General features: G+C 66.7%; 29 protein-coding genes and 1 pseudogene. 14 read left to right on the forward strand and 16 right to left on the reverse strand.

Features of this window, described 5'->3' with window-relative positions; genetic code table 11:
• Positions 1–10: 10 nt before the first annotated feature.
• The 10 genes from FPJ27_RS03225 to FPJ27_RS03270 all read right to left on the reverse strand — a co-directional run bounded on the left by FPJ27_RS03225 (position 11) and on the right by FPJ27_RS03270 (position 8,450).
• On the reverse strand, positions 11–904 hold the full coding sequence (locus FPJ27_RS03225; RefSeq protein WP_204420825.1) for an amidohydrolase family protein: 894 nt from the start codon (positions 902–904) through the stop codon (positions 11–13).
• A 15-nt stretch (positions 905–919) separates the two neighbouring features.
• Positions 920–1,234, reverse strand: a complete 315-nt coding sequence (rhaM, locus tag FPJ27_RS03230; protein WP_175961837.1) for an L-rhamnose mutarotase — start codon at positions 1,232–1,234, stop codon at positions 920–922.
• Between the two features lie 11 nt (positions 1,235–1,245).
• Positions 1,246–2,031 carry an SDR family NAD(P)-dependent oxidoreductase gene (locus FPJ27_RS03235; protein WP_072437769.1) on the reverse strand — a complete coding sequence of 262 codons (786 nt, stop codon included), beginning with the start codon at positions 2,029–2,031 and terminating at the stop codon, positions 1,246–1,248.
• 9 nt (positions 2,032–2,040) lie between these two features.
• A complete protein-coding gene (rhmD, locus tag FPJ27_RS03240; protein ID WP_204420826.1) occupies positions 2,041–3,219 on the reverse strand; it encodes an L-rhamnonate dehydratase in 1,179 nt (392 codons plus the stop codon).
• Positions 3,220–3,260: 41 nt separating this feature from the next.
• The gene (locus FPJ27_RS03245; RefSeq protein ID WP_204420827.1) at positions 3,261–4,196 is read right to left on the reverse strand and encodes a dihydrodipicolinate synthase family protein; all 936 of its coding nucleotides are present in this window, start codon (positions 4,194–4,196) and stop codon (positions 3,261–3,263) included.
• A 70-nt stretch (positions 4,197–4,266) separates the two neighbouring features.
• Positions 4,267–5,151, reverse strand: coding sequence for a glycosyltransferase family 2 protein (locus FPJ27_RS03250; RefSeq protein WP_072437767.1), 885 nt, complete (start codon positions 5,149–5,151; stop codon positions 4,267–4,269).
• A gap of 122 nt (positions 5,152–5,273) precedes the next feature.
• Entirely contained in the window at positions 5,274–5,978 is a 705-nt protein-coding gene (locus tag FPJ27_RS03255; protein WP_072437766.1) for a GntR family transcriptional regulator, read from the reverse strand.
• A 79-nt stretch (positions 5,979–6,057) separates the two neighbouring features.
• Positions 6,058–6,849 carry an aspartate/glutamate racemase family protein gene (locus FPJ27_RS03260; protein WP_081938620.1) on the reverse strand — a complete coding sequence of 264 codons (792 nt, stop codon included), beginning with the start codon at positions 6,847–6,849 and terminating at the stop codon, positions 6,058–6,060.
• Positions 6,846–8,090: a D-amino acid dehydrogenase gene (locus FPJ27_RS03265; RefSeq protein ID WP_204420828.1), complete on the reverse strand. Its 1,245-nt coding sequence runs from the start codon at positions 8,088–8,090 to the stop codon at positions 6,846–6,848. Before FPJ27_RS03265 ends, FPJ27_RS03260 begins: the two co-directional genes overlap by 4 nt.
• Before the next feature lie 12 nt (positions 8,091–8,102).
• Positions 8,103–8,450 (reverse strand): RidA family protein, encoded by a 348-nt coding sequence (locus tag FPJ27_RS03270; protein ID WP_034184553.1) that lies wholly within the window; start codon positions 8,448–8,450, stop codon positions 8,103–8,105.
• 306 nt (positions 8,451–8,756) lie between these two features.
• Between FPJ27_RS03270 and FPJ27_RS03275 the strand changes: the two genes are divergently transcribed.
• The 10 genes from FPJ27_RS03275 to rfbB are packed head-to-tail and all read left to right on the forward strand — an operon-like array spanning position 8,757 to position 17,902.
• Complete coding sequence (locus tag FPJ27_RS03275) at positions 8,757–9,851, forward strand: ABC transporter substrate-binding protein (RefSeq protein ID WP_072437764.1); 1,095 nt, start codon at positions 8,757–8,759, stop codon at positions 9,849–9,851.
• Positions 9,852–9,868: 17 nt separating this feature from the next.
• Positions 9,869–10,762 (forward strand): branched-chain amino acid ABC transporter permease, encoded by an 894-nt coding sequence (locus FPJ27_RS03280; RefSeq protein ID WP_204420829.1) that lies wholly within the window; start codon positions 9,869–9,871, stop codon positions 10,760–10,762.
• On the forward strand, positions 10,755–11,642 hold the full coding sequence (locus tag FPJ27_RS03285; RefSeq protein WP_204420830.1) for a branched-chain amino acid ABC transporter permease: 888 nt from the start codon (positions 10,755–10,757) through the stop codon (positions 11,640–11,642). Before FPJ27_RS03280 ends, FPJ27_RS03285 begins: the two co-directional genes overlap by 8 nt.
• Entirely contained in the window at positions 11,639–12,421 is a 783-nt protein-coding gene (locus FPJ27_RS03290) for an ABC transporter ATP-binding protein (RefSeq protein WP_072437761.1), read from the forward strand. The genes FPJ27_RS03285 and FPJ27_RS03290 overlap by 4 nt, the downstream gene beginning before the upstream one ends.
• The gene (locus FPJ27_RS03295; RefSeq protein WP_072437760.1) at positions 12,418–13,137 is read left to right on the forward strand and encodes an ABC transporter ATP-binding protein; all 720 of its coding nucleotides are present in this window, start codon (positions 12,418–12,420) and stop codon (positions 13,135–13,137) included. Before FPJ27_RS03290 ends, FPJ27_RS03295 begins: the two co-directional genes overlap by 4 nt.
• Positions 13,134–14,513, forward strand: a complete 1,380-nt coding sequence (locus FPJ27_RS03300) for an MFS transporter (RefSeq protein ID WP_239483134.1) — start codon at positions 13,134–13,136, stop codon at positions 14,511–14,513. Before FPJ27_RS03295 ends, FPJ27_RS03300 begins: the two co-directional genes overlap by 4 nt.
• Positions 14,514–14,554: 41 nt before the next feature.
• Positions 14,555–15,451 (forward strand): glucose-1-phosphate thymidylyltransferase RfbA, encoded by an 897-nt coding sequence (gene rfbA, locus FPJ27_RS03305; RefSeq protein ID WP_072437758.1) that lies wholly within the window; start codon positions 14,555–14,557, stop codon positions 15,449–15,451.
• A complete protein-coding gene (gene rfbC / locus FPJ27_RS03310; protein ID WP_072437757.1) occupies positions 15,448–16,020 on the forward strand; it encodes a dTDP-4-dehydrorhamnose 3,5-epimerase in 573 nt (190 codons plus the stop codon). The genes rfbA and rfbC overlap by 4 nt, the downstream gene beginning before the upstream one ends.
• Positions 16,017–16,901: a dTDP-4-dehydrorhamnose reductase gene (rfbD, locus tag FPJ27_RS03315; protein WP_204420831.1), complete on the forward strand. Its 885-nt coding sequence runs from the start codon at positions 16,017–16,019 to the stop codon at positions 16,899–16,901. The genes rfbC and rfbD overlap by 4 nt, the downstream gene beginning before the upstream one ends.
• Positions 16,898–17,902, forward strand: a complete 1,005-nt coding sequence (gene rfbB, locus FPJ27_RS03320) for a dTDP-glucose 4,6-dehydratase (protein ID WP_204420832.1) — start codon at positions 16,898–16,900, stop codon at positions 17,900–17,902. Before rfbD ends, rfbB begins: the two co-directional genes overlap by 4 nt.
• 91 nt (positions 17,903–17,993) lie before the next feature.
• On the opposite strand, the gene FPJ27_RS03325 is transcribed toward rfbB, so the two are convergent.
• A complete protein-coding gene (locus tag FPJ27_RS03325) occupies positions 17,994–19,142 on the reverse strand; it encodes a porin (protein WP_072437754.1) in 1,149 nt (382 codons plus the stop codon).
• Between the two features lie 191 nt (positions 19,143–19,333).
• On the opposite strand from FPJ27_RS03325, the pseudogene FPJ27_RS03330 reads away from it, so the two are divergent.
• The 3 genes and pseudogenes from FPJ27_RS03330 to FPJ27_RS03340 all read left to right on the forward strand — a co-directional run.
• Positions 19,334–19,522: pseudogene (locus tag FPJ27_RS03330) on the forward strand (aminotransferase class IV); the annotation flags it as partial.
• 139 nt (positions 19,523–19,661) lie between these two features.
• Entirely contained in the window at positions 19,662–20,315 is a 654-nt protein-coding gene (locus tag FPJ27_RS03335; protein ID WP_204420834.1) for a YitT family protein, read from the forward strand.
• A gap of 597 nt (positions 20,316–20,912) precedes the next feature.
• Positions 20,913–21,185, forward strand: coding sequence for a hypothetical protein (locus FPJ27_RS03340; protein WP_174378959.1), 273 nt, complete (start codon positions 20,913–20,915; stop codon positions 21,183–21,185).
• Between the two features lie 301 nt (positions 21,186–21,486).
• Here FPJ27_RS03340 and FPJ27_RS03345 read toward each other — a convergent pair whose 3' ends face one another.
• Both FPJ27_RS03345 and FPJ27_RS03350 read right to left on the reverse strand, forming a co-directional pair.
• Positions 21,487–22,323, reverse strand: a complete 837-nt coding sequence (locus FPJ27_RS03345; RefSeq protein WP_204420835.1) for an alpha/beta hydrolase — start codon at positions 22,321–22,323, stop codon at positions 21,487–21,489.
• Between the two features lie 160 nt (positions 22,324–22,483).
• Positions 22,484–23,317, reverse strand: a complete 834-nt coding sequence (locus tag FPJ27_RS03350) for an oxidoreductase (protein WP_204420836.1) — start codon at positions 23,315–23,317, stop codon at positions 22,484–22,486.
• Between the two features lie 94 nt (positions 23,318–23,411).
• Between FPJ27_RS03350 and FPJ27_RS03355 the strand changes: the two genes are divergently transcribed.
• Positions 23,412–24,389, forward strand: coding sequence for an AraC family transcriptional regulator (locus FPJ27_RS03355; protein ID WP_204420837.1), 978 nt, complete (start codon positions 23,412–23,414; stop codon positions 24,387–24,389).
• Positions 24,390–24,459: 70 nt separating this feature from the next.
• Here FPJ27_RS03355 and FPJ27_RS03360 read toward each other — a convergent pair whose 3' ends face one another.
• The 3 genes from FPJ27_RS03360 to FPJ27_RS03370 are packed head-to-tail and all read right to left on the reverse strand — an operon-like array spanning position 24,460 to position 26,529.
• Positions 24,460–25,209, reverse strand: coding sequence for an amino acid ABC transporter ATP-binding protein (locus FPJ27_RS03360; protein WP_152862234.1), 750 nt, complete (start codon positions 25,207–25,209; stop codon positions 24,460–24,462).
• The gene (locus tag FPJ27_RS03365; RefSeq protein WP_072437748.1) at positions 25,196–25,846 is read right to left on the reverse strand and encodes an amino acid ABC transporter permease; all 651 of its coding nucleotides are present in this window, start codon (positions 25,844–25,846) and stop codon (positions 25,196–25,198) included. The genes FPJ27_RS03360 and FPJ27_RS03365 overlap by 14 nt, the downstream gene beginning before the upstream one ends.
• On the reverse strand, positions 25,843–26,529 hold the full coding sequence (locus FPJ27_RS03370; RefSeq protein ID WP_034184580.1) for an amino acid ABC transporter permease: 687 nt from the start codon (positions 26,527–26,529) through the stop codon (positions 25,843–25,845). Before FPJ27_RS03370 ends, FPJ27_RS03365 begins: the two co-directional genes overlap by 4 nt.
• Between the last annotated feature and the right edge of the window lie 56 nt (positions 26,530–26,585).

Here is a 26,585-nt window from a genome sequence, read left to right on the forward strand (position 1 = left end):
TGCCGGAGTATCAGATGCGATAAATCCGCTCTGCATTGCCGACAAACAACGCGAGCCTCTCCGCATCGCTCGCCCCTGCGATGATCTCCGAATACGCTCGCCAGAGCGCCGGATACCCGGCATGCAGCCGGTCGATCGGAAAATTCGACGCGAACATGCATCGCGCGGCGCCGAATGCGTCGATCCCCTCGAGCACATATGGCCGGAAGCTCTCGGTCGTCCACCGGTGATCGAACATCGCAAGCCCGCTCAGCTTGAGCATGACGTTCTCGCGCCGGGCGAGCCCGTGCAGCCCGGTGCGCCACGCGCGGTAGCCGTGCACGCTGTCGCGGTCGACGAACATGCCCGCGTGATTGACGATGAAGACCGTGTCCGGATGCGCGTCGACCAGCGTCAGCGCGGCCCCGACCTGGGACGGATAGAGCTGCAGGTCGAACGACAGCCCGAGCCGTGCGAGCCACCCGAAATGGTCGCGCCAGCCCGGATCGTCGAGATAGTCGCGATCGACGTAGTTGTACCAGGGGTTCGCGTGGCGGTTCAGTACCTGGCGGATGCCGCGCACGTTCGCGCAGGCGGCGGCCGCCTCGAGCCTCGCAGGCGCGTCGGCACGCGACAGGTCGACGCCCGCGACAATGCCCTCGGGCATGCCGCCGCTCGCCGGCGTGTCGGCCAGCGCCTGCAGCCATTCGACCTCGCTCGGCGTGGTCCACGCGTCATGGATCGCTTCGACGTGCACGACTTTCAGGATGTCGATCCCGCCCGCGTCCGCGCGCAGGTCGGCCGGACCGTATGCGCGCGGCAGCGCCGCCACCGGCCCGGAAAACGCCGGTTGCGCGCGGTCGAGCCAGCCGTAGCTCAACGCATCGGCATCCCAGAAATGCACATGTGGATCGACGACCTGCATTGCGCCTCCCTGCGATCACGCCAGATGGAACATCGGTTCCAGATGTTTTTCGAGCGGCCGCCCGTCCCCGTCCGTCGCCATCAGGTCGGCCATGTACGCCCACCACCGACGCATCACGTCGGCCTGCGCGAGTTCGCCCATCCGGTGCCCGGCCGGCCGTTTCAAGACGGCGAACAGGCAATCCGTCTCGTCGTCGAGAAAGATCCAGTAATCGGCCATGCCGGCCGCGCGCAGCGCGTCGGCCAGCTCCGGCCAGATCGCGTCGTGGCGCCGCCGGTACTCGTCCTTCTGCCCGGGATGCAGCCGCATCCGGAAAGCGATCGTTTCCATGTCCGCCCCCGTCATTGCAGGTTCACGTAGAGGCCGCCGTCGACGAGAAGTGCCGCGCCGTTGACGTAGCGCGCCAGGTCCGACGCAAGGAACACCACGCAGTCCGCGACGTCGTCGGGTTCGCCGAGGCGGCCGAGCGGAATGCGCTGCTCGAAGTACTCGGCCTTGCCGGGCGCCGCGAGATCCGCTTCGTTGATCTCGGTGCGGATCGTGCCCGGCAGCACGGAATTGCAGCGGATCCGGTGCGGGCCGAGTGCGACCGCGCACGACTGCATCAGCGCGTGCACGCCGGCCTTCGTCGGCGTGTAGTGCGTCTGCATGCCGCCGCCGACGAGCGCGCTGATCGAACTCGTCGCGACGATCGCGCCGCCGTCGCCCTGCGCGGCCATTCGGCGCGCGACCGCCTGGGTCACGTGGAACGCGCCGTGCAGGTTGACCTCCATCGTGCGTCGCAGCAGGTCGGCGGGCAAATCGAGGAACGCGTGGAACGGACAGATCCCCGCATTGCTCGCCAGCACGTCGATCCGGCCGAACGCGTCGACGGCCCGCTCGACCAGTTCGTCCGCGGTGTCCGGCCGCGCGATGTCGCCCGGCACGGCGAGCGCGCGCCGGCCGGTCGCGCCGATCTCGTCGACCAGCGCGTCGAGCGCGTGATCCGACTGCGCCGGCAGCAACGGGTTGGCCCAGTAATTGACGACCACGTCAGCGCCATGCCGCGCGCACGCGAGCGCGATCGCCCGGCCGATTCCGCGCGAGCCGCCGGTGACGATCACGACCTTGTTCTCGAGCAGTTTCATCGCGGCGGCTCAGTGCGTGTAGGGCCGTTCGGTGCGCACGGCCGGATTGAGCCGCACGCCGAAGCCGGGCGTATCCGGCACCTTCATCCGCCCGCCCGTCGGCACCGGTTCGTCGAGCAGCAGCGGATCGAACATCGGCACGACGCGATCCGCCTGCGGCGCCATCATCAGGAATTCCGCGAACGGGCTGTTGTGCCGCGTCGTCACGAAGTGATAGCTGTAGACCGACGAACCGTGCGGCACCACCAGCACGCCGTGCGCGTCGGCGAGCGCCGAAATGCGGACGAGTTCGGTCAGGCCGCCGCACCAGCCGACATCAGGCTGGATGATGTCGCAGCAGCCCATCTCGAGCAGCATCCGGAAGCCCCAGCGGGTCGCCTCGTGCTCGCCCGTCGTCACGAGCAGATCGGGCGGCGCCGCGCGGCGCAACTGCGCGTAGCCCCAGTAGTCGTCGGGCGGCAGGCACTCCTCGATCCACTTGAGCCCGTAAGCGCGCGCCTCGTGCGCGAGCCGGGTGGCGTAGCGCACGTCGAGGCTCATCCAGCAGTCGAGCATCAGCCAGAAATCCGCGCCGACGCGATCGCGCATCGTCGCCAGCGCATCGAGGTTGCGACGCAGGCCCTCGTCGCCCTCCGCCGGGCCATGATGCAGCGGCAGCTTGCCGCCGATGAACCCCATTTCCTTCGCGAGATCCGGCCGCGCCCCCGTCGCATAGAACTGCAGTTCGTCGCGCACCTTGCCGCCGAGCAACTGGTGCACCGGCTCGCCGCGCACCTTGCCGAGCAGGTCCCACAACGCGAGATCGACGCCGGAGATCGCGTTCAGCACCACGCCCTTGCGCCCGTAATAGAGCGTCGCGTAGAACATCTGATCCCACATCTTCTCGATGTCGGTCACGCGCTGCCCTTCGATGAAGCGCGCCAGATGGCGCTCGACGACGAACGCGCCGATCTCGCCGCCCGTCGTCACCGCGAAACCGACCGTGCCGTCGCTCGCCTCGATCTCGATCACGAGCGTGCCGAGCACGTTGATGCCGAACGACTGCCGGCTCTGCCGGTATTCGGGGTAACGCGCCATCGGCGTCGCGATGTGATCGTCGATCCAGTGGTCAGCGCCCTGGTCGTGGTAGTCGGCGCCGCCGCCGCGTACCGTCAGCGCGCAGATGTGTCGTATCGTGGGCATGCTCATCGGGACGTTCCTCGATCGGAAAGAAGAAAAATGCGCGCGTGTCAGCGCGCCCAGCGCAGCACGAGCGCGTCGAGCCGCCGCGCGATCTCGACGAGGCCCGAGCGCGTCTCCGGGTGCAGCGGCATCAGCGGGCGCCGTGGCGCGTCCGACGCGATCACGCCGCCCTCCTTCATCAGCGCCTTGCAGGCGAGCAGCCCGGCCTGCCGGTTTTCATAGTTGATCAGCGGCAGCCACTTCTCGTAGCCGGCCACCGCCTCGTCGCGCCGGCCCGCGCGATAAGCGGCCAGAATCGGCTGCAGCCCGTCCGGGTAGCCGCCGCCGAGGATGCTGCCCGTTGCGCCCGCGTCGAGATCGGCGAGCAGCGTGATCGCCTCCTCGCCGTCCCACGGCCCCTCGATCGCGTCGCCGCCGAGCGCGATCAGCTCGCGCAGCTTCGCCGCCGACTGCGGCACCTCGATCTTGAAATAGCGCAGGTTCGGAATCGTGCGCGCGAGCCGCGCGAGGAACGCCGCCGATACCTGCGTGCCGCTCATCGGCGCGTCCTGATACATGATCGGGATGTCGATCGCATCGGAGACCTCCGAGAAGAACGCGCCGATCGCCGCCTCGCCGCAGCGAATCGTCGCGCCGTGATACGGCGGCATGACCATCACCATCGCCGCGCCGGCCGCCTGTGCGGCCCGGCTGCGTGCCGCGCAGATCACCGGATTGAAATGGGTCGTCGTCACGATCACGGGCACCCGGCCCGCGACGTGCTCGAGAATCATCCCGGTGAGCCGCTCGCGCTCGTCGTCGGACAACGAGAACTGCTCCGAGTAGTTCGCGAGGATGCACAGCCCGTCCGCGCCCGCGTCGATGATGAAGTCGACGCAACGCATCTGCCCTTCCAGGTCCAGTTCGCCCGATTCGGTGAAAATGGTCGGCGCGACGGAAAACGCGCCCGTATAGCGGCGAGCTGCCTGCGTGTCATGGATCATCTTGTCGGCCTCACTTCATTTAGGATTGCAAAAATGATGAAACGCGATTCCGCACGTCGTCGCGAGTCGGTCAGACCCGGCCGTACCGGCCGCGCAGCCCGTCCGTCACGCCGCACAGAATCGCGTGCAGCTTGGTTCGCTTGTCGCGCGCATGCAGCAGGATGAACGCGACGTGCTTCAGCGTGATCAGGTTGATCAGCAGCATGGCCGGATAGCGGCGCCAGTAGTCGCGTGCGACCAGGATGCAGTTGCGGGCCGCGTAGTAATGGCGCAGCGCGCTCTGATCGAAGATCTCGACGCGCGGCCAGTGCTGCCGGGCCGACGGACTGCCGAGCTCGTGCGGCAGCGACACGTCCGCATTCACGCACACCGGCACGCCGTTCGCCTGCGCGCGCATGCAGTACTCGGCGTCGACATGATCGATGAAGAAATCCTCGCGAAACCGGCCGAGCGCGCGATACGCGTCGAGCGAGATCGCGGTGCCGGACGAGATGATCACCGAGCACGGCAGCAAGCCGCGCGCGCCGTCGCCGATCGGCGTGATCCGCGCAGACCAGCGGCGCACGGTGAAGAGCGGCAGGTTGCGCCGGAAGTTCCGGTTGAAGATGCGCGGCCCGACCAGGAAGCGCGTATCGCCGACCGTCGCGCACCCCGTGAGCATCCGCTCGAAGTAATCGGCGGGCACGGTCGAATCCTGATCGAAGATGAAAAACACGTCGCAGCCGCGGCGAATGAGAAACTCCACACCGGCGTTGAACGCGCCGGCGATCCCGCCGCGATTGTGGTTCGCGACCACGTCGACGCCGTGCGCGGCGAGCCGCGCGTGCAGTTCGCGATCGACGACGGGCGAGTTGTCGACCGCGACGACGGCCGGACAGTGCGCGGGCAGGCCCAGCAGATGGTCGATCTGCGCCGCGGACGGCTTGTACAGCGTGACCAGCGTGCCATGTTTCATGACGGCACCTCGTAACGAAAGCGTGGCGATGCGCCGCACCGGCAGGCGGGCGGCCCGTCCTCCTTTGCCTTGCGTCTCGTCGACGCGGTCTCGCCGGGCGCGCGTGCGCCGCGGACCGCCCGTTATTTTGCGTACAGCTTGACGACGCTCGCCGCCACGACGCGCGTGATTTCCTCCATCCGCCAGCGGATGTGCGTGTCGGTCAACGCGACGCATCGTTCGGTGTCCCGCGCGGCGAGCGCATCGAGGATCTCCAGATGCTCGGTGAAGGCCGCGTCGCGCCGCTGGTCGACGTCGACCCATCGCACGTAGTGAATCCGCGCGTTGATTCCCTGCAGTACGCGCCCGATCTCCGCATTGCCCGACAGCGCGGCAAGCTCCAGATGAAACAGTTCGTCCTTCAGGACGAGCTCCGACGACGGCATCCGCGGCGCGCTCTTCATCACCTGGCGCCAGAAGCGGCGCAGTGTCTTGATGTCGTTGTCGGACGCCCGCTCGCACGCGAGCATCACCGCGGTCGACTCGATCGAACGCCTCAGCTCAAAGAGATCGAACACGTCTTTCCCTTCCAGTTGGCGGATGAAGAATCCGCGATTCGGCACGAAGACCAGCAGGTTCTCTGCGACGAGCCGGTTCAGCGCCTCCCGGATCGGCGTGCGGCTGACGTCGAACCGTTCCGCCAGTTCGAGCTCGTTGACCCGCTCGCCCGGCCGGATCGTATACACCACGGCCATCTGCTTCAGCTGCTCGTAAATCTCGTTGACCGTGAGGCCCGCGCGCCTGGGCGCCAGCGCCTCGCGGCCGCCAAGCACGGAATTCGCTGCCATCTCGCCTCCTCCTTCGTCTGTCGGCGACCGTCATTATCGGCCATGGACCGGCCTGCGGACGCCTCTCGTGCTGCTACCGTCATTGCATCAGCAGGCGTCCGAAGCCCGGCACCGGATCGTCGACGCCGGCGAGCCGCAGCGCATGCCACGCGAGCGCGTGATTGCTCGACAACACCGGCTTGCCGGCGCGCGCCTCGATCTCCGCGAGCGCGTCGACGAGCCGAAGGCTCGTGCACGACACGAACACTGCGTCCACCGCCGGATCGGCGGCCAGCGCGAGCACCGCGCGCTCGATGGATGCGCGGTCGATTCGCGCCACCTCGTTGTCGTCGCGGTGCTCGAACGAGCCCGCACGCACGACGTCGACGCCGCGCGCGCGCAGGTAGGCCGCCATCGCTTCGTTGATCGAACGCTCGTACGGCGTGAGGAGCGCGACGCCGCGCGCACCCAGCGCGCCGAGCGCGACCCGCGCCGCGGTGATCGGCGTCGTGCACGCGACGCCCGGCCGCGCCTCGCGGATCCGCTCGAACACGCGCTCCTCGCCGAGCACCATCGACGCGGACGTGCAGCCGAACGCAACCACGTCGAGCCGCTCGCCGGGGCGAATCAGCTCGACGGCCGCCGCGATCCCGCCGTCCATCCGCGCGAGCGTCTCCGCGGTGATGTCGGCGGAGTTCGCGATCCGGCTCTCGTAGAACGCGACGCCGTCGAGCGCGAGCACGCGCCGCCATTCGTATTCGATCGTATGGTCGGTCGCGAGCACGACGAGCCCGATCGCCGCGCGGCGCGCGATGCCCGCATCGAGCGAGAAGCCGAAGCGCGCGTACGAACCGGCGCCGTGCTGCACAGGGGTCGAAAGAAGTTCGCTCACTGGAGTGTCATCCCGGTAATGTCGATGTCGGGCTGCCGGCCGTGGATCAGGTCGGCAACGATCTTCGCGGTACCGCACGACATCGTCCAGCCCATGTGGCCGTGCCCGGTGTTGAGAAACAGGTTGCGATGCCGGGTCGCGCCGATGATCGGTGTGCCTTCCGGCGTCATCGGCCGCAATCCGGCCCAGTACGACGGTTTCGTATAGTCGGCGCCGTTCGGAAACAGCGCCTTCGCGGTCGCCAGCATGTGCGCGAAGTCAGCCGGCGTGTGGGTCGTGTCGTAACCACCGAATTCGGCCGTCGCGGTCAGGCGCAGCCGCTCGCCGAACCTTGCCCACGCGACGAGCTGGTTTTCCTCGACGCCGCCGAGCGTCGGCGGCTCGTGGCGCGCGTCGATCGGCAGCGTGACCGAATAGCCTTTCACCGGATAGATCGGCAACCGGTAGCCGAGCCGGCGCGCGATGAACGGCGAGTATGCGCCGAGCGCGAGCACGTAGCGGTCGCCGCTCACGCGGCCCTGCGACGTCTGCACGTAGTCCACTGCACCGGCGTTCGCGCGCATGCCGTCGATCGTCGCGCCGAAGCGGAACTCGACACCGAGCGCGCGGCAGCGCTCGGCGAGCGCGCGGGTAAACAGATGCGCGTCGCCGCTCTCGTCGGACGGGCAGTAGATCGCGCCCGCGATCTCGCCCGCCGCGCCGGCGAGCGCGGGCTCGCGCTCGATCACCGCGCGCGGGTCGAGCGTCTCGAGCGGCAGGCCGTTGTCGGACAGGATCCGCATGTTCGCGATGCCGCGCTCGAACGACGCGGGATCCCGGTACAGGTACAGCAGCCCGCCGCTGATCCGGTCGTACGCGAGCCCCTCGTCGCGGGTCGCGGACTGGAGCTGCTGCTGCGCGTAGCGGCACAGCCGCACCTTGATCGACGTGTTCCGGCGCGACCGCTCCGCCGTGCAGTTCTGCAGGAACTGGCGGCACCACGCCCACATCCGCCAGTCCGGCGACCACTTGAGGCGCAGCGCCTGCCCGTCCGAGAACAGCGACTTGAGCAGGATCTTCGGCGCGCGCGGCGACGCCCACGTATAGGAATGCCCGGGCGCGATCAGCCCCGCGTTCGCGAAGCTCGTCTCGAGCGCGACGCCGTCGCGCCGGTCGACCACCACCACCTCGTCGCCCGCCTTCGCGAGAAAGTATGCGGTCGTCACACCGACGATGCCGCCTCCGAGCACGACCGTCCTCATCGCTCGCCTCCGCTAGAACGCGGCGATCGCCGCGATTTCAACCGTGTACTCGGGAAACGCGAGCGCCGACTCGACGCATGCGCGCGCCGGCGCGTCGCCCTGCGGCACCCATGCGTCCCAGATCCGGTTCATGTCGGCAAAGCTCCGGTGATCGGCAAGCCAGATGTTCGCGGACACGATCCGGCGCTTGTCGAGCCCCGCGCCGTCGAGCAGCCGGTCGATCTTGTCGAGGATCTGGCGGGTCTGGCCGGCGACGTCGAGCGCTGTGTCGTCGGCAACCTGTCCGGCAATGAACGCGAAGCCGCCCGCAACCACGAGCTGGCTCATCCGTTCGCCTGCGCCATATCGCTTGATCTCCATCGCACCGCCTCCGTTTCCGTGTCGAGTGGGTTGAATTCTAAGCATCCATATTCACAACTGTATACACTTTTTTCAAAAATATTCGACGCCGCGCCAGTCTGGCGCAGATGCCCGACGCTGGTGTTTACCGTCGCTTATTTTGTGCATTTAACGCTTTAAAACAAGGCATTTTCTTACGCACATCGGTGCATTTGACGGACTTCGCCACATCCGTTCAAAAAGTGTTTGCCAACGATTTTTGTTCTGTGATTCTGTCGACACTTCTGTATTTCAAACGCAATTCAACACGCATTCAGGAGAACAAAAATGAAGCTGGGTTGCTGGAGTCTCGGGATCTGCGTCGCGCTCGGCGCGTGGGCGACATTTCCTGCGCGCGCCGACGTCAGCGTCGGCGCCGTGTTGCCGCTGACTGGCGCAAGCGCGTCGATCGGCGAGGACCAGCGGCGCGGGATCGAGCTCGCGGTCGCGAAGATCAACGCGCAAGGCGGCGTGCTCGGGCAGAAGCTGCAGGTGCAGATCGAGGATTCTGGCGGCACGGCGAACACGGCGCTCGACGCCGCGCGCAAGCTGGCGACGGTCGAGCGCGTGCCGCTCGTGCTCGGCGAATTCTCTTCGTCGGTGACGATTCCGGTCGGGCAGTTCCTCGTGCGTCAGGGCGACGTGCACATCAACATCGGTTCGTCGAGCCAGCAGGTCCGCAAGATCGGCGCGGGCTCGTTCAGCGCAATCGGGCTCGACGACCTGTCCGCGCGCTTCGCCGCGCAGGATGTGTACGACCGCAAACTGCGGCGCGTCGCGCTGATCGCGCCGAACAACGGCTACGGCCAGGGCATCGCGGCCGAGTTCAGGAAGCGCTTCGAGGCGCTCGGCGGCACGATCGTGTCGACGGTGCTCTACACCGAGGGCCAGTCGACCTACCGGCGCGAGCTGGAGCAGGCATCGCGCGCGCAGCCCGACGGCTACGTGTACAGCGCGTACGGACAGGAAGCCGCGACGCTGAACCGGCAGGCGTTCGAAATGCGCCTCAACCAGCGGCCGTGGTACGGGATCTACCTGACGATGTGCACGAGCGACACGCCCGCCCAGATCGCGCAGGGGCAAATCGGCCTGGAGGTCGCGGCGCTCGGCACAAGTGCCGACGCGTACGCGGCCGACTATCGAGCCGCCTACCACGAGGCGCCGCGCTCGGCGTTCGGCAGCTACGCGTACGACGCGACGATGCTGTCCGCCGCCGCGATCAATCGCGCCCAATCGGCCGATCCGGCGAAGGTGCGCGCGGCGCTCGCGGCCAGCCGGCCGTATACGGGCGTGACCGGCACGATCGCCTTCGACGCCGACGGCCAGCGCACGGTGCAGCCGTACGAGAAGGTCGTGTACCGGCAATCCGTCGTCGCGCGCTAGCCGCCGGGAGCAACGCGATGCTGCAATTCCTGATCGATGTCCTGATGCGCACGTCCGACCTGCTGCTCGTGTCGGTCGGCCTGTCGACGCTGTATTCGCTGATTCGCTTCCCGAACATCGCGCACGTCCAGTACGCGATGATCGGTGCGTTCGCGACCCTCGGGTTCGAGCGCGCGGGCCTGCCGTTCGCGCTCGCGACCGCCGTGTCGTGCGTGCTGGTCGGCCTTGCCGCGACGCTGCTGAACCTGTTCGTGTTCACGCGGCTGCTGCGCTCGGGCAGCGCGGTCGCGATGATCGGTTCGCTCGCCGTGTCGCTGCTCGCCGTCGCGCTGATGCTCGGCGCCGCCGGCTCGAGGCCGCTGCAGTATGCGCAGGCGGTGCGTCCGCCGCTGATGGTCGGCGGCGTCGCGATGTCATCCGCGCAGGCGGGTTCGATCGCGTGCGGCGCCGTCGCGCTCGCCGTGTTCGCGCTGCTGCTGTACCGCACCCGCCTCGGCCGCGCGATGCGCGCGCTCGCGTCGAATCGCGCGCTCGCGCTCGCAACGGGCATCGACGCGCAGCGCGTGACCAACGTGATCACGTTCGCAAGCGGCGTGCTCGCGGCGCTCGGCGGCACGATGCTCGGCGCGACCGAAAGCGTGCACGTCAACCTCGGCTACGGGCTGCTGATCCCGGTGTTTTCCGCCGCCATCCTCGGCGGCCTCGGCAATCCGCTCGGCGCGGCGGCCGGCGCGCTCCTGATCGCGTTCGCCGAAACGACCGCGCTCGACGTCGACTTCGGCGGGCTGGTCGGCCGGCCGCTCGCGTTCTTTCCGGTCGAATACGTCGGCGCCGTGTCGTTCGCGATCCTGCTCGCCGTACTCGTGTTCCGGCCACACGGGATCTTCGACAGGGAGGTGCGTCGTGTCTAGTTTCATCGTCCATCTGCTGACCGTCGCGTGCCTGTACGCGACGATGGCGCTCGGCCTGAACCTGCAGGCCGGTTACGCGGGGCTCGTCAATTTCGGCTTCGTCGCGTTCGCCGGGCTCGGCGCCTACGCCGCCGGCATCGCGTCGCAGCTCGGCTGGCCGCTGCCGGCCGCGCTCGCGCTCGCGGCCGGCGCGGCGAGCGTGCTGGCCGTCGCGATCGCGCGGCTCGGCCGCCATCTGTCGGCCGACTACTGGGGCATCGCGACGCTCGCGATCGCCGAGATCCTGCGCATGTTTGCGTTGAACGAAGGCTGGCTGACGGGTGGCGCGCAAGGCATCGGCGGCATCGCGCCGCTCTTTCCCGGGCTGCGCGCGCCGTGGGCCGACCTGGCGTTCCTCGCCGTCGCGGCCGGCGGCCTCGCCGTCGCATACGCCGCATGCCGGCTGCTGACCACCGGCCGCTTCGGCCGCGCGCTGAAGGTGATGCGCGAAGAGCCCGCGCTCGCCGTCTGCTTCGGCTACGACCCGGTCGCGCTGAAGACCCGGGCGAGCGTCGCGGGGGCGCTGCCCGCGGCGTTCGCGGGCGCGCTCCTCACCTGGTACATCAGCTACGTCGGCCCGGACACGATGGTGGCATCCGAAACCTTCGCGCTGTGGACCATCGTCATGGTCGGCGGGCTCGGCAGCCACGCGGGCGTGCTGGCCGGCGCACTCATCGTGCAAGTGGTCTACGCGGTCGCGCCGTTCCTGAAGGACTGGCTCGGCGTCGGCAGCGATCTCGCGGGCGCGGTGCGCCTCGGCCTCGTCGGCCTGATGCTGCTCGCATGCGTGCTGTGGCGCCCGCGCGGCCTTGTGCCGGAACGACTGGAGGTTCACCCATGAGCGCCCTGCTCGACCTTGAAGGCGTCACGATACGCTACGGCGACAACACCGTGCTGTCCGGCCTCACGCTGTCCGTCGGCGACGGCGAGATCGTCGGGCTGCTCGGTCCGAACGGCTCGGGCAAGAGCACGGCGCTCAATGCGATCACGGGCTTCGCTCCCGTCGCGGCCGGCGCGATCCGCTTCGCCGGGCGCCGCATCGACACGCTTGCGCCGCACCGGATCGCGCGGCTCGGCATCCGCCGGACGTTCCAGTTGCCGTCGATGCCCGCGCGCATGTCGGTGCTGGAGCTGGCGATGGCCGCGTCGTCGGCCCGTCACGGGCCTGTCGCCGCGTTGCTGCGCAGTCGTGCGACGCGCGCGCTGGAAGCCGAAACCCGCGCACGCGCTACCGCGCTGCTCGAAGAGCTGAAGCTCGCGCACGTCGCGCAGCTCGGCGCCGCGGCAATTTCGGGCGGCCAGAAGAAACTGCTCGGCATCGCGTGCGCGATGATGACCGAGCCGAAGCTGCTGCTGCTCGACGAACCGACCGCGGGCGTCCACCCCAACCTGCGCGGCGAGCTGGTCGCCGAACTGCGCCGCATCTGCGGACAGGGCGTCACGCTCGTCGTGATCGAGCACGACATGCACTTCATCCGCGAGCTGTGCGACCGCTGCATCGTGCTCGATCGCGGCGCCGCGATCGCCGACTGCCGTCCCGCCGAACTCGAGAGCAACCGGCGCGTGCTCGATGCCTACCTGGGCCGCGCGCATGCGCGCCGTCCGCTGGGGGTGTCATGATCGACGTCCGCGATCTGATCGCCGGCTACACACCCGACATCGACATCCTGCACGGGGTATCGCTATCCGTCGGGCCGGTCGACATCGTCACGATCCTCGGCCCGAACGGCTGCGGCAAGTCGACGCTCCTCAAGGCCATCGCCGGCTTCGTGCTGCCGCGCGCCGGCGCGGTCACGATGCACGGCCGCGACATCGCACGCGTGCCGGTATACCGCAAGATCCGCGAGTACGACATCGGCTTCGTTCCGCAGACCGACAACGTGTTCGGCGCGCTGACGGTTCGCGAGAACCTGATGCTCGGCGGCCACGCGATGTCCGCGTTCCCGCGCGAAGCGCGGATCGAGGAGCTGTGCGAGCAATACCCGGTGCTGCGGCGCCGCTACCGGTCGCCCGCGGGCGCACTGTCGGGCGGCGAGCGGCAGATCGTGTCGCTCGCACGCGCGCTGATGCCGCGCCCCGTGCTGCTGCTGCTCGACGAGCCGTCGGCCGGCCTGTCGCCGAAGATGGTCGACGAGGTGTTCGACGCGATCGTCAGGATGCGCGACACCGAGCACATCGCAGTACTGATGGTCGAACAGAACGCGCTCGAGGCGCTGCGCATCGCCGATCGCGGCGTGGTGCTGACGATGGGCCGCGTTGCGCTGACGGGCACGTCGGCCGAACTGCTCGACAGCGACGAGATGCGGCGTCTCTATCTCGGCGGGCGCGCGGCATGAGCACGAACGCCGCCCCCGCTGCCGGCGCGAGCGGCGCGACCGCCACCCAGCCCGCGCGCGTGATGATCGCGCTCGCCTGCGGCTTCGTGATGGCGATGCTCGACGTGACCATCGTGAACGTCGCGCTGAAGGCGATGCAGGCAAGTCTCGACATGTCGCTGACGGCACTCGTCTGGGTGGTCGACGCCTATACGCTCAGCTTCGCCGCGCTGCTGCTGTTCGGCGGCGCGCTCGCGAACCGTTACGGGCCGCGTACGATCTATGTCGCCGGGCTCGCGCTGTTCGTCGCCGCGTCGGTGCTGTGCGCGGCCGCGCAGACGAGCGGCATGCTGGTCGCCGCGCGGCTGCTGCAGGGCGTCGGTGCCGCGCTCTTCATGCCGAGCTCGCTCAGCCTGCTCACGCTGGCGTTTCCGGCCGGGCCGCTGCGCACGCGGATGATCGGCATCTGGGGCGCACTGGTATCGGCGGCGATGGCGATCGGGCCGTGCGTCGGCGGCATGCTCGTCGACGCGATCGGCTGGCGCGGAATCTTCTGGGTCAACCTGCCCGTCGGTCTCGCCGGACTGTGGCTCACGCGCCGCCATGTCGGGCATTCGCCGCGCCATCCCGGCCCGCTGAACACGTTCGGCCATCTACTCGGCGTGCTCGCGCTCGCGGCGCTCAGCTATACGCTGATCGAGGGGCCGGGCGCCGGCTGGCGCTCGCCCGCCATCGTCGCCGGCGCGGCCGCGACGCTCGCTGCCGGCGCCGCATTCGTGTGGCGCGAACGTCGCGCCCGCCACCGGATCCTGTCGCCCGCGCTGCTGCGCAACCCGCGCTTCGTCGCGGGCGGCCTGCTCGGGCTCGCGATCAATTTCGGCATCCTCGCGGAAATCTTCCTGCTGAGCCTTTACCTGCAGCAGACGCGCGGCGCGAGCGCGCTGCGCGCCGGCTTCGAGCTGTTTCCGCTGATGGCGATGTTCGGCATCGGCAATCTCGCGTCCGCCCGCGTGAGCGCGCGGCTCGGCCCGCGCGGCACGCTGCTCGCGGGCCTCGCGCTCGCCACGCTCGGCAGCACCGCGCTGATCGGCATCGAGGCGATGCCCTACACGGCGCTCGCGATCGCGGTCGGCATCGCGAACTTCGGCGCGGGCCAGGCGATCCCCGCGATGAATCTCGTCGTCATGCAGTCGGCCGGCCCCGCGGACGCGAATCTCGCCGCCGCATCGCTGAACTCGAGCCGGCAGATCGGCTCGCTGGTCGGCGTCGCGATCGCGTCGGTCGTGCTGCACGCGATCGCCGACCCGGACCGCGCGACCGCCGCCGGTTTCGCGGTGATCGCGGCCGTCTACCTGGCCGGCTTCGCGATCGTGTTCCGGCGCATCGACCCGGGCTGACGCGCACGCGGGCCGCCCTTCTTCATCACAGCGAGGACATCATGCACACAGCGACTGGCCGTAAGGGACTGATTCTGGCGGGCGGATCCGGCACCCGGCTCCATCCGCTCACGCATTCGGTATCGAAGCAGCTGATGCCGGTGTACGACAAGCCGATGATCTACTACCCGCTCAGCACGATCATGCTGGCCGGCATCCGCGACGTCCTGATCATCTCGACGCCGCGCGATCTCGATGCGTTCCGGCAACTGCTCGGCGACGGCGAGCAATGGGGCATGAATTTCTCGTACGCGGTGCAGCCGAGCCCGGACGGGCTCGCGCAGGCGTTCGTGATCGGCGCGTCGTTCATCGGGCACGACGCGGCGACGCTCGTGCTCGGCGACAACATCTATCACGGTCCGGCGCTGTCGTCGCTGCTGCAGCGCGTCGCCGCGCGCACGACGGGCGCAACGGTGTTCGGCTATTACGTGCGCGACCCGGAGCGCTACGGCGTCGTATCGTTCGACGAGCACGGGCGGGCGATCGATCTCGAAGAGAAGCCTCGCGAACCGAAATCGCACTACGCGGTGACGGGTCTCTACTTCTACGACAACGACGTCGTCTCGCTCGCGAAGGAGGTGCGCCCGTCCGCGCGCGGCGAGCTGGAGATCACGGACCTGAACCGCGCCTATCTGGAGAACGGCAAGCTGAACGTCGAGATCCTCGGCCGCGGCTACGCGTGGCTCGACACCGGCACGCACGAGTCGCTGCTCGATGCGGCGAATTTCATCCAGGTGATGCAGGCACGCCAGGGGCTGCAGATCGCCTGCCCCGAGGAGATCGCGTACCGGCTCGGCTGGATCGACTCGCAACGGCTCGAAGCGCTCGCGCATGCGCTGTCGAAAAGCGGTTATGGCCGTTACCTGCTCGACGTGCTGAACAAGGAGGTCGCCGCATGACGTCCGTCATCGAGACGACGCTGCCGGGTGTGCTGCTGATCGAACCGGCGAGCTTCGGCGACGCGCGCGGCTTCTTCGTCGAAAGCTATCGCGAGTCCTGGCTGCGCGACGCGGGCGTCGACGCGGGCTTCGTGCAGGACAACCACTCGCGCTCCCGGCGCGGCGTGCTGCGCGGCCTGCACTACCAGTTCCGGCATCCGCAGGGCAAGCTCGTGCGTGTGTCGCGCGGCGCCGTGTACGACGTCGCGGTCGACATCCGGCCCGGTTCGCCGCATCTCGGGCACTGGTTCGGCACCGTGCTCGACGACGTGTCGCATCGCCAGCTGTGGATTCCGCCGGGCTTCGCGCACGGCTTCTGCGTGCTGTCCGACGAGGCCGACTTCGCGTACAAGTGCACCGCGTACTACGACCCGTCGTCGGACGCGGGCGTGCTGTGGGACGACCCCGACATCGGCATCGAATGGCCCGCGCTCGACGTGCCGTTCGAGCTGTCCGACAAGGATCGCCGACAGCCGCGCCTGCGCGACCGTGCGCAGGCGTCGCCCGACCTTCACGGAGCCCTGCGATGACGATCGTCGTGACCGGCGCGCTCGGCCAGGTCGGTCGTGAACTCCTGCTGCGCGCGGGTGCGCGAGCGGCGATCGGGCTATCCCGCGCGCAGCTCGACATCGCCGATCCGCGAGCGGTCCGCGATGCGCTCGCCACGCACCGCGCGACGCTCGTGATCAATGCGGCCGCGTGGACGGCCGTCGATCGCGCGGAAACCGAACCCGACGCCGCATGGCGCGCCAATTGCGCGGGCCCGGCGACACTCGCCGATGCGTGCGCCGCGGCCGGCATCCCGTTGCTGCACCTGTCGACCGACTACGTGTTCGACGGCCGCGCGCAAGGCGCGTACGACGAAGCGGCGGGCGTCGCGCCGCTCGGTGTCTACGGGCACACCAAATGGGCAGGCGAGGAAGCGGTCCGCCAGCGGCTGCCGGATGCGCACCTGATCCTCCGGATCGCGTGGGTGTTCGGCGCGCACGGCGGCAATTTCGTGCGCACGATGCTGCGGGTCGGCCGCGAGCGCGACGAACTCGCGGTCGTCGCCGACCAGTACGGCGGCCCGACGCACGCCGGCGCGGTCGCCGACGCGCTGCTTGCGATCGCGGATCGCCACCGCGCGGGTGCCACGACGCGCTGGGGCACCTACCACTTGTGCGGCACGCCCGTCACGACCTGGCACGGCTTCGCCGAGACGATCTTCGGGCAGGCACGGCGCGCCGGCCTCATCGATCGCATCCCGCTCGTGCGCCCGATCCGCACGGCCGCCTATCCGCTGCCGGCGCCGCGGCCGGCGAACTCCGCACTCGACTGCACCCGCATTCGCGAGCATTTCGGCATCGAGGCGCCCTGCTGGATCCCGGCGCTCGCCGACGTGCTCGATACCTGGAAACGAACCTCATGAGCCATCGACCGAAACATGTCCTCGTCACGGGCGGCGCCGGGTTTATCGGCGCCAACTTTGTCCACTACCTGCTCGCAACGGATCCGCAGGTCCGGATCATCAATCTCGACCTGCTCACCTACGCCGGCAGCCTCGACCATCTCGCGGGCTCGGAAGACACCGGCCGCCACCGGTTCGTGCTCGGCGACATCTGCGACCGGCCGCTCGTCGAGAGCCTGCTGCGCGACCATGCGATCGACACGATCGTCCACTTTGCCGCCGAGAGCCACGTCGACCGCTCGATCACCGGCCCGGGCGAATTCGTCCGCGCGAACGTCGTCGGCACCTGGACCCTCCTCGACGCGGCGCGCACGGTCTGGATGACGGGGCGGGACGCCGACGCGCACGCGCAGCGCCGCTTCCATCACATCGGCACCGACGAGGTGTACGGATCGCTCGCGCCGGACGATCCACCGTTCTCCGAAACCACGCCGTACGCGCCGAATTCGCCGTATTCCGCCAGCAAAGCCGGCTCCGACCATCTCGTGCGCGCGTACTTCCACACGTACGGGCTGCCGGTCACGACGACCAACTGCTCGAACAACTACGGCCCGCGCCAGCACGCCGAGAAGTTCATCCCGACGGTGATCCGCAGCTGCGTCAACGACGTACCCATTCCGCTCTACGGCGACGGCGCAAACGTCCGCGACTGGTTATACGTCGACGATCACTGCCGGGCGATCGATGCCGTGATCCGGCACGGCACGGTCGGCGAGACGTACAACGTCGGAGGATGCAACGAGTGGCGCAACGCCGACATCGTCGACCTGATCTGCTCGCTGCTGGACGTGCGCCGGCCGCAGGGCGCGCCGCACGCGCGCCTCAAGCACTTCGTCGCCGATCGCCCCGGTCACGATCGCCGCTATGCGATCGACGCAGGCAAGCTCGAGCGCGAACTTCGATGGAAGCCGGCGGAAACCTTCGAGACGGGCATCCTGAAGACGCTCGACTGGTATCTGTAGGCATCCTGACGTCACTCGACATTGCCCATCGCGTCCGTCATGCGGATCGGGGCCGTCGCACGGTGTGCGGCATCCGCGAACGGCGCCGGTCTCAGAAGTGATGCAGCAGCGCGACCCGCACGACATACTGGTTCGGGCCCGACGAGATATCGGCGGCGCCCGGAACGTATGCGTAGTCGAAGTCGGTTCCGGTGTGCGCGTTCATCGCGTGCTGGTAGACGCCTTCCACGAACACCGACGTCCGCTTCGACATGTCGTAATTGAACTTCGTGCTCAGTTGATGCCACTTCGGATTGAACGCGCCGACCGTCGAAGCGACACGAGCCTGCGTGTACGTGTATGCAGCACCGATATAGAACGCGGGCGTGAAGTGATAGAGCCCGTTCACCTCGAAGTTGTCGAATTTCCACGATTTCCACGCACCGCCCGCCGGCTGCGTCGTACCGGTGAAATACGCGTTCGACGTCGGATCGTAGACGTCGACGTGCGAATACGTGAACCCGACGAGGGCATTCGAGAACGCGTAATTCACACCGATACCGATGTTCTGCTGTGACGACGCGTCGAACGTGTTGTCGCCGGTAATCGCGCCGGTCGAATCGGCATTGCGGGCGTTGTTGATCTTCAAATATGACGCGCCGACCGTTAGCCCGCCCTGCTGATATTGCAGCGCGGCGCCATACAGACGGTTGTTCGCGAAGCCGCCCGCCTGGTTGCTGAGTCCATACATTGCCTCCGCGGTAATCCCGTGCCACACGGGCGACACGTACTTGACCGAGTTGTTCACGCGGAACGAGTAGTCCGTGTTGTCGTTGTCGTACGGATGCGAGAACAGATAGCCGGTCCAGTTGCCGTTTGCGGTGAGCGGCGAGAAAACGTCGACGCTCGGATCGTACTGACGGCCGAACGTCACGGTGCCGTAACGATCCGACGCGATACCGACGAAGGCCTGGCGGCCGAACTCCCGGCCACCCTGGCTCATTTTTCCGTTGTTGACGTCGAAGCCGCTCTCGAGGGTGAAAATCGCCTGGTAGCCTCCGCCGAGGTCCTCGGTGCCCTTGATACCCCAGCGACTACCGTAATCGTAGCCGCTCTGCAGTTGCACGGTTCCGTGGCCGCGTGCATTGCTCGTGTAGTTGATGCCGTCCTCGATCTTGCCATACAGTGTCACGCTGCTTTGTGCATGCGCGGCGGCAGCAAGCATGGCGGCGGGCGCGATGATCCCCCAACGCTTGTTCATGACGATTTCCCCCCAAAGTCTTTCGTTTGCCGGTCGCAACGCTTGTGCGCTGCGTATGCGTGCCGCGTCGAGATCTCTCGGCGATGCAACGGGCGCAGTGTAATGAGCCGTTTTTCTGCTGTTAGTCCCCTGCCGTGGAAAGGTGCTCTTCGGAACGGGGGCTGTTTGGAGGTACGGAAAACGGATAGCAGTTTCCCGACGCCGCGCGACACAAGTGGATCGAGGAACCAGGTGGCATGAACGTGTTCTTCGTTCCGGACGACGGCTCGCTGCGCGCGCCGCCGCTATCGGGCGCGATCCTGCCGGGCGTCACGCGCGCGTCGATTATCGAACTGGCGACGCGTGAAGGTATCGCCGTCGACGAGTTGCCGTACGCATTCGAGCTATTTGCCCAAATAATTTTGCGTAGGTAAGCTGCCTGACGGCGCGCCGCCAGGAGACATCGGCACGTACCAGGAACCCGCGGCGCGATCGACCTGGGAGGATTCGATCCGCCGTCCCGATGTGGCTGCAGACATCATGAAGCACGAATCAGGCGCCGTATCCGGCGCCATCCCGACACGCGACACAAGCGCAACGCCGCACTCCGTGCTCGAAGACATCTACGGGATGATGGTCGGCATGGCCTTTGTGGTTATCGGGCTCGTCCTGCTCAAGGCGGCCGGACTTGTCACCGGCGGGATCGCCGGCATTGCGCTGCTCGTCTCGTATCTCTGTCCGTTATCGGTGGGGACGATCTTCACGCTGGTCAACCTGCCATTCTTCATCTTCGCGCACTTCGTGATGGGGCCACGTTTCGCAATCAAATCGACGATCGCGAGCTGCGGCATCACGTTCGCCCTCGCGGCGATGCCCCGGACCCTGAAAATTGCCTTCGTGAACCCGCTGTTCGCGGCATTGGTGGGCGGCACGCTGTGCGGCATGGGCATTCTTGCGCTCGCGCGGCACGGCGCAGGCGTCGGCGGCACCGGTGTCGTCACGTTGTGGCTGCAGCGCGTGCGAGGCATCAACGCCGGTATTACGCAAGTGTGTATCGACGCGATGATCCTGCTGACGTCCACGCTGGTCATTCAGGCCGATCGCGTCGGCTGGTCGGCGATCAGCGCCGTCGCCATGAGCGCGATGGTCGTCGCATGGCATCGCCCGGGCCGCTATACCGGTACCGCGCCCTGAGCGCCCGGTCGACATACCGGCACATCTCGTCCAGCCGGTATTGGCAGCCTCATGCCGACTGAAGCAAGGGGCAGCCGTTGAACATATCAAACGCAAGTCTCCGGTGCACGGCAAGACATGAAGTCCGGTCCGGCCCGCACCGCTCCACTTGACCGTCGACATTTCCGGCGTCGATCCCGTGCGCCTCGCCTGCCCGCTCACGACACCATCAACCATCGAATCAATATTCATCGCCGATTATTCAAATTCCAACACCAATCAATAAATAAAAACAGCCTCACCGAAAATTTACGAAAACAGAGTTAATTCGAAAAATTATCGAATCAAGAAGCCGATAAATTAATTCGATTGGAATCCATCGAATCCAATCAATAGCCTGTGTTCCGCGCCGCAGCATTTTGATTCCAAATCGATGAGGCAAAGGAGGTGCGAAATATTATTTTTAAAACTAATTCTCACGAGTTTTTCTTGACCAGGCCATCGCGGACTTCTCGACATTCGAGAATCAGCGATCCGGAAAAACAGGCATTTAGTTCCGGGCATGGCCATGCGGCACCAAACCGCGTTACTCCACTCATTACTATCCTAGGAAAAAACATGAACAAGATTGCGACCGTGCTTTTCTCAGCCCTGATGTTCGCCTCCTCGTATGCTTCCGCACAGGCACTTTGCAAGGCCGGCAAGATCGACAAGATCGAAACCGACACGACCGGCAACCTGCTGGTGACCATTGGCGATGGCGCCTATTCTTTCAGCGCCAAGGAAGTTTACCCCCTGATTTACTCCGCATATTCCGAAAACAGAAATCTGTTTATCTACGGCAATAATTGTGCGAATGGCTCACCGGCCACCCGCTTTGCCATTCGATAAACTTTAAATAATCCGGAAATTACCGACATTCGGCACCGGGGGCTGGATTCCATTTTTCAATCCAGCCCCATTGTTTATTGCAGTTCCAAAAATGATGAGGCATGACACACTCACGCCCGCCACGCGGCGCTTCTTTCGATTGATAAGTTCGGCGGCAGGATGTGGCCGACGCCCGTCGGCTCAAGGACCTGGAATCGGAGAACGGACTCGGCGAGGACTATCGCAATGCAACACATGCAGGATGCGGCAGGCGATCCGGCAGCCGTTTCCAACGGCACTGCCGGATCGCCTGCCGACACCGTTACGCCTGCACGAACGCCAGCAGGTCGGCGTTGAGCACGTCCGCATTGACCGTCAGCATGCCGTGCGAATAACCCGGATACGTTTTGAGCGTGCCGTTCTGCAGCAGCTTGATCGACTTCAGCGCGGCATCGGCGATCGGCACGATCTGGTCGTCTTCGCCATGCAGCACGAGCGTCGGGACGGTGATCGACTTCAGGTCCCCGGTCTGATCCGTTTCCGAAAACGCCTTGATGCCTTCGTAGTGCGCCTTCGCGCTGCCTTCCATCCCCTGCCGCCACCAGTTCCGGATCACGCCCTGATGCACCGTCGCGCCGGCCCGGTTGAAACCGTAGAACGGGCCGCTCGGCACGTCGAGGAAGAACTGCGCGCGATTGTCGGCGAGCGCTTTCCGGAAGCCGTCGAACACGTCGATCGGCAGGCCTTCGGGGTTCGATTCTGTTTTCAGCATCAGCGGCGGCACCGCGCTGACCAGCACCGCCTTCGCGACGCGACCGGCCGGCTGGCCGTGCTTCGCAACGTAGCGCGCCACTTCGCCGCCGCCGGTCGAATGACCGATATGCACTGCATTGCGCAGGTCGAGCGCTTCGACGACCGCGAACGCGTCCGCTGCGTAGTGATCCATGTCATGGCCGTCCGACACTTGCGCCGACCGGCCGTGGCCGCGCCGGTCGTGCGCAACCACGCGATAGCCCTTCTGAACGAAGAAGAGCATCTGCGCATCCCAGTCGTCGGAAGACAGCGGCCAGCCATGATGGAAGACGATGGGCTGTGCATCCTTCGGGCCCCAGTCCTTGTAGAAGATCTCGACGTTATCCTTCGTAGTGACGTATGGCATCGCGATTGACTCCTGTGAGGTGGATAAGCTCGGCGTACCGGCCGGCAGCCATTATCTGCTTTTATTGTGAAACCGTGATGCCACGGTGCGCCGCGACTGCCGATCATCTACTGACGGGAGATAAACGCCTGGGATGCGAGCGATGCCGGTGCGCCGATCGTCAACCGTCCGTCGACACCGTCACGGCCTCCCACGCACGGATTTCCGCTTCCAGCGCCGACAATTTGGTTCGCACCAGCCGCAGCGCATCGCTGCCGAGCAACAGGTGCGCGGGCGGATGTTCCGCCGCGATGACTGCGAGCATCGCCCGCGCGGCCTTCGCGGGATCGCCCAGCTGCTTGCCGCTCTTCTCCTCGCGCGCCTTGCGGATCGGATCGAAGAGCGCGTCGTAGTCGGCGATCGAGCGCGGCGTGCGCGCCATCGAGCGGCCGGCCCAGTCGGTGCGGAACGAACCGGGCGCCACGGCCGTCACCGCAATGCCGAAAGGCTCGAGCTCCTTGCCGACGGTTTCGGAAATGCCTTCCAGCGCGAATTTGCTGCTGCAGTAATAAGCGATTCCCGGCATCGTGATGTGGCCGCCCATCGACGTGATGTTCAGGATGCGGCCGCGCCGGCGCGCGCGCATGAACGGCACGACGGCCTTCATCATCGCGACCGCACCGAATACGTTCACGTCGAACTGCCGGCGCATCTCGGCGAGCGGCGCTTCTTCCATGATGCCTTCGTGCCCGTAGCCGGCGTTGTTCACCAGCACGTCGACGGGCCCGACGTTCGCTTCGATTTCCGCGACGATGCCGTCGATGCGGTCGAAATCGGTCACGTCGAGCACGCGCGCGAAAGCCGACTGCGCGGACAGCGCCTCGAATTCCCGCGCCGCCGGCGCGCTTCTCACGGTACCGACCACCGTGTAGCCGGCCGCGAGCGCCTCCTGTGCGAGCGCGCGGCCGAAGCCGCTGCTGACGCCGGTGATGAGCATGATGTTGCCGGATGCCATGTTCGCTTCTCCCGAATGTCGATAGAAGCATGCATACTAGTCTGACGATCAACGTCGAATAAGCCCGATTCCGCTGATTTTCTTGCACAAAACTATGAGCGCCGAGCCCTCCTCCGCCCGACATTCGTCACTGTCGTCATCACCGCGAAACCGCAAACGCCTGGTCGCGCTACTGCGCGCGCTGGCGCCCGACGAAGGCTACAACCTGACGGCGCTGCCGAGCGTGCGCATCCTGCGCTCGAACCGCGCGCTGTCGCGCACGCCGGTACTGTACGACCCGGGAATCGTGATCGTCTGCCAGGGCTGCAAGCGCGGCTACTTCGGCGGCGAACGCTATCTGTACGACGAACATCACTACCTCGCCGTGTCCGTACCCGTCCCGTTCAGCATGGAAACCGACGCGACGCCCGAACGCCCGCTTCTCGCGCTGTATCTGCACCTCGATTTCACGATGGCCGCCGAACTCGCGGCGCAGATCGACCGCGAAGGCGTGGCGGAACACGTGCAGGCGCCCAGAAGCATGATGTCTACGCCGATGGATGCAGCGATGCACGCGTCGGTGCTGCGCTTCGTCGAGGCGATGCAGCAGCCGCTCGAAGCCGCGGTGCTCGGCCCGGCGCTGCTTCGCGAGCTGTATTTCCGTGTGCTGACCGGCGCGCAGGGAAGCGCGATGCGCAGCGCACTCGCGATGCGCGGGCAATTCGGCCGGATCGGCCGATCGCTGCGCGTGATCCATGCCGATTACGCGCAACCGCTCGACGTATCGCAACTGGCCGACGAGGCCGGCATGAGCGTGCCGAGCTTTCACAGCCACTTCAAGGCGATCACGCAGGTGTCGCCGATGCAGTACCTAAAGTCGACACGCCTGCATCAGGCGCGGCTGCTGATGGTGCGCCAGGACCTGACGGCCGAGGCGGCCGGCTACGCGGTCGGTTATACGAGCCCGTCGCAGTTCAGCCGGGAATTCAAGCGCCTGTTCGGCCTGACACCGGCCAAGGAAACGCGGCGCATGCGCGAGAGCTTCGCGATTCCGGAGGCGTTCGAGGATGCGGTGTTCGTGTCGTCGCATTGAGAGGCGCGTGGCCGGATGGCGGCCCGGAGCAGATCAAGCGCCATCACGAACTCCGCGGATCGGACCGGCGTCAGTTCACGAACGCTTCCGTCTTCTGGAGCCCCCCGAGGAACCGCTTCAACTCCACCGTCCCCGGTCGCGCGAAGATCTCCTCCGGCGTCCCGCTTTCCCAGACCCTGCCCTGATGCATGAACACCACCTTGTCGCTCACCGCGCGCGCGAAGTTCATCTCGTGCGTGACCATGATCAACGTCATGTCGTCGCGCGCGAGCTGCTCGACGACACCCAGCACCTCGCCGACAAGTTCCGGATCGAGCGCCGACGTGATTTCGTCGCACAGCAGCACGCTCGGCTTCATCGCGAGCGCGCGCGCAATCGCGACGCGCTGCTGCTGACCGCCCGACAACTGTTCCGGAAACGCGTCGAATTTGTCGCCGAGGCCGACACGCTCGAGCATCAGCTCCGCGATCGCGCGCGCCTGCTGGCGATGCGACTTCTTCACGACCGACTGCGCGAGCATCACGTTTTGCCCGGCGCTCAGATGCGGGAACAGGTTGTATTGCTGGAACACCATCCCGACCTTGAGCCGCAGTGCACGCAAGTCCGCGTGTCGCGCGTCGACGCGTTCTCCGTCGATCGCGATCGTGCCCGCGTCGATGCTTTCGAGCCCGTTGAGCGTGCGCAGCAGCGTGCTCTTGCCCGAGCCGCTGCGGCCGATGATCGACACGACTTGCCCGCGTTCGACGGAGAAATCGATGCCCTTGAGCACATGATGGGTGCCGAAATTCTTTTCGAGACCACGGGTTTCAACGAGCGGCATTCCATCTCCTTTGCAACGTGCGCGCGTAACGGGTAAGCGGATAACAGAGTGCGAAATAGATGAGCGCGACGAGCCCGTACACGACGAACGGACGGAACGTCGCGTTCGAGATCGCGACGCCGACCTTGGTCAGCTCGGTGAAGCCGATGATCGACACCAGTGCAGTGTCCTTCACGGCCTGCACGCCGAACCCGACCGTCGGCGCGATCGCGATGCGCGCGGCCTGCGGCAGGATCACATGACGCAACTGCTCGACGTAGCTCATCGCGAGGCTTGCCGATGCCTCCCACTGCCCTTTCGGCACCGCCTCGACGCAGCCGCGCCAGATTTCCGCGAGATACGCGCTCGTGAAGAACGTGAGGCCGGCCGTGGCCGCAACCCACGGCGACACATCGAGACCGATGAGCGGCAGGCCGAAGAACACGACGAACAGCTGCATCAGCAACGGGGTTCCCTGGAACACCTCGATATACAGCTTCGCGCAACTGCGCAGCACACGCGAGTTCGATACGCGCATCACGAGCAACCCGAGGCCGACGAGACCACCGGACAGAAACGACACGATCGACAGCACGACCGTCCAGCGTGCGGCGAGCAGCAGGTTTGCCAGAATCTGCCCGAACGTGAAATCGATCATCGCGCACCTCGCACCCGGCGGGAGAACAGGCGGCGCCCCATCGAGCCAAGCGCGGCGCGCAGCAGCAGCGCCATCGCCAGATACGCGAGCGCGATCACGAAATACGTTTCGAACGAGCGGAAATTGCGCGACTGGATGTAGCTCGCCGCATAGGTGAGATCGGCCACCGAAATCTGCGACACGACGGCCGAGCCGAGCATCGTGATGACGATCTGGCTCGCGAGCGCCGGAAACACCTTCGCGAGCGCCTGCGGCAACACGACGTGGCGCAGCATCTGCGCGCGCGACATCGCAAGCGCGGCGGCCGCCTCGAGATGCCCCTTCGGCACGGCGGCGACGCCCGCGCGCACGATCTCGACCGAGTACGCGCCGAGATTCAGCGTCATCGCGAGAATCGCGGCCGTGTATTCGTCGATATGCACGCCGAGCGCGGGCAATCCGAAGAAGATAAAGAATAGCTGGACGACGAACGGCGTATTGCGAATCGCCTCGACGTACGCGCCGACCAACGGGCGCAGCCGCACGGCCGCGCGCGCATCGGCGCTGTACGCGGCCGCGCCGAGCACGCCGATCGAAACGCCGAGCACGGTCGCGACGGCGGTCAGCGCGAACGTCGTCGCCGCGCCGCTCGCGAACATGCCGGCGTATTCGGCGAGCTCGCCGAATCGAAGCTGATAGCTCATGACAGATGGGAAGGATCGGGTTCAGACGACGATCGCCGCGCCGTCGCAGGCACGGC

Source organism: Burkholderia sp. MS455 (assembly GCF_016899445.1).
GTDB classification, from domain to species: domain Bacteria; phylum Pseudomonadota; class Gammaproteobacteria; order Burkholderiales; family Burkholderiaceae; genus Burkholderia; species Burkholderia pyrrocinia_C.

Excerpts from the sequence above, each read along its gene's own strand:
- FPJ27_RS03335 (WP_204420834.1), top strand. The coding sequence starts at position 19,662 with ATGAAGCACGAATCAGGCGCCGTATCCGGCGCCATCCCGACACGCGAC.
- FPJ27_RS03225 (WP_204420825.1), bottom strand. The coding sequence starts at position 904 with ATGCAGGTCGTCGATCCACATGTGCATTTCTGGGATGCCGATGCGTTG.
- rfbC (WP_072437757.1), top strand. The coding sequence starts at position 15,448 with ATGACGTCCGTCATCGAGACGACGCTGCCGGGTGTGCTGCTGATCGAA.
- FPJ27_RS03265 (WP_204420828.1), bottom strand. The coding sequence starts at position 8,090 with ATGAGGACGGTCGTGCTCGGAGGCGGCATCGTCGGTGTGACGACCGCA.
- rfbA (WP_072437758.1), top strand. The coding sequence starts at position 14,555 with ATGCACACAGCGACTGGCCGTAAGGGACTGATTCTGGCGGGCGGATCC.
- FPJ27_RS03350 (WP_204420836.1), bottom strand. The coding sequence starts at position 23,317 with ATGGCATCCGGCAACATCATGCTCATCACCGGCGTCAGCAGCGGCTTC.
- FPJ27_RS03280 (WP_204420829.1), top strand. The coding sequence starts at position 9,869 with ATGCTGCAATTCCTGATCGATGTCCTGATGCGCACGTCCGACCTGCTG.
- rhmD (WP_204420826.1), bottom strand. The coding sequence starts at position 3,219 with ATGAGCATGCCCACGATACGACACATCTGCGCGCTGACGGTACGCGGC.
- FPJ27_RS03370 (WP_034184580.1), bottom strand. The coding sequence starts at position 26,529 with ATGAGCTATCAGCTTCGATTCGGCGAGCTCGCCGAATACGCCGGCATG.
- FPJ27_RS03365 (WP_072437748.1), bottom strand. The coding sequence starts at position 25,846 with ATGATCGATTTCACGTTCGGGCAGATTCTGGCAAACCTGCTGCTCGCC.
- FPJ27_RS03360 (WP_152862234.1), bottom strand. The coding sequence starts at position 25,209 with ATGCCGCTCGTTGAAACCCGTGGTCTCGAAAAGAATTTCGGCACCCAT.
- rfbB (WP_204420832.1), top strand. The coding sequence starts at position 16,898 with ATGAGCCATCGACCGAAACATGTCCTCGTCACGGGCGGCGCCGGGTTT.
- FPJ27_RS03345 (WP_204420835.1), bottom strand. The coding sequence starts at position 22,323 with ATGCCATACGTCACTACGAAGGATAACGTCGAGATCTTCTACAAGGAC.
- FPJ27_RS03340 (WP_174378959.1), top strand. The coding sequence starts at position 20,913 with ATGAACAAGATTGCGACCGTGCTTTTCTCAGCCCTGATGTTCGCCTCC.
- FPJ27_RS03300 (WP_239483134.1), top strand. The coding sequence starts at position 13,134 with ATGAGCACGAACGCCGCCCCCGCTGCCGGCGCGAGCGGCGCGACCGCC.
- FPJ27_RS03245 (WP_204420827.1), bottom strand. The coding sequence starts at position 4,196 with ATGATCCATGACACGCAGGCAGCTCGCCGCTATACGGGCGCGTTTTCC.
- FPJ27_RS03250 (WP_072437767.1), bottom strand. The coding sequence starts at position 5,151 with ATGAAACATGGCACGCTGGTCACGCTGTACAAGCCGTCCGCGGCGCAG.
- FPJ27_RS03325 (WP_072437754.1), bottom strand. The coding sequence starts at position 19,142 with ATGAACAAGCGTTGGGGGATCATCGCGCCCGCCGCCATGCTTGCTGCC.
- FPJ27_RS03355 (WP_204420837.1), top strand. The coding sequence starts at position 23,412 with ATGAGCGCCGAGCCCTCCTCCGCCCGACATTCGTCACTGTCGTCATCA.
- FPJ27_RS03295 (WP_072437760.1), top strand. The coding sequence starts at position 12,418 with ATGATCGACGTCCGCGATCTGATCGCCGGCTACACACCCGACATCGAC.
- FPJ27_RS03255 (WP_072437766.1), bottom strand. The coding sequence starts at position 5,978 with ATGGCAGCGAATTCCGTGCTTGGCGGCCGCGAGGCGCTGGCGCCCAGG.
- FPJ27_RS03290 (WP_072437761.1), top strand. The coding sequence starts at position 11,639 with ATGAGCGCCCTGCTCGACCTTGAAGGCGTCACGATACGCTACGGCGAC.
- rfbD (WP_204420831.1), top strand. The coding sequence starts at position 16,017 with ATGACGATCGTCGTGACCGGCGCGCTCGGCCAGGTCGGTCGTGAACTC.
- FPJ27_RS03235 (WP_072437769.1), bottom strand. The coding sequence starts at position 2,031 with ATGAAACTGCTCGAGAACAAGGTCGTGATCGTCACCGGCGGCTCGCGC.
- FPJ27_RS03270 (WP_034184553.1), bottom strand. The coding sequence starts at position 8,450 with ATGGAGATCAAGCGATATGGCGCAGGCGAACGGATGAGCCAGCTCGTG.
- rhaM (WP_175961837.1), bottom strand. The coding sequence starts at position 1,234 with ATGGAAACGATCGCTTTCCGGATGCGGCTGCATCCCGGGCAGAAGGAC.
- FPJ27_RS03275 (WP_072437764.1), top strand. The coding sequence starts at position 8,757 with ATGAAGCTGGGTTGCTGGAGTCTCGGGATCTGCGTCGCGCTCGGCGCG.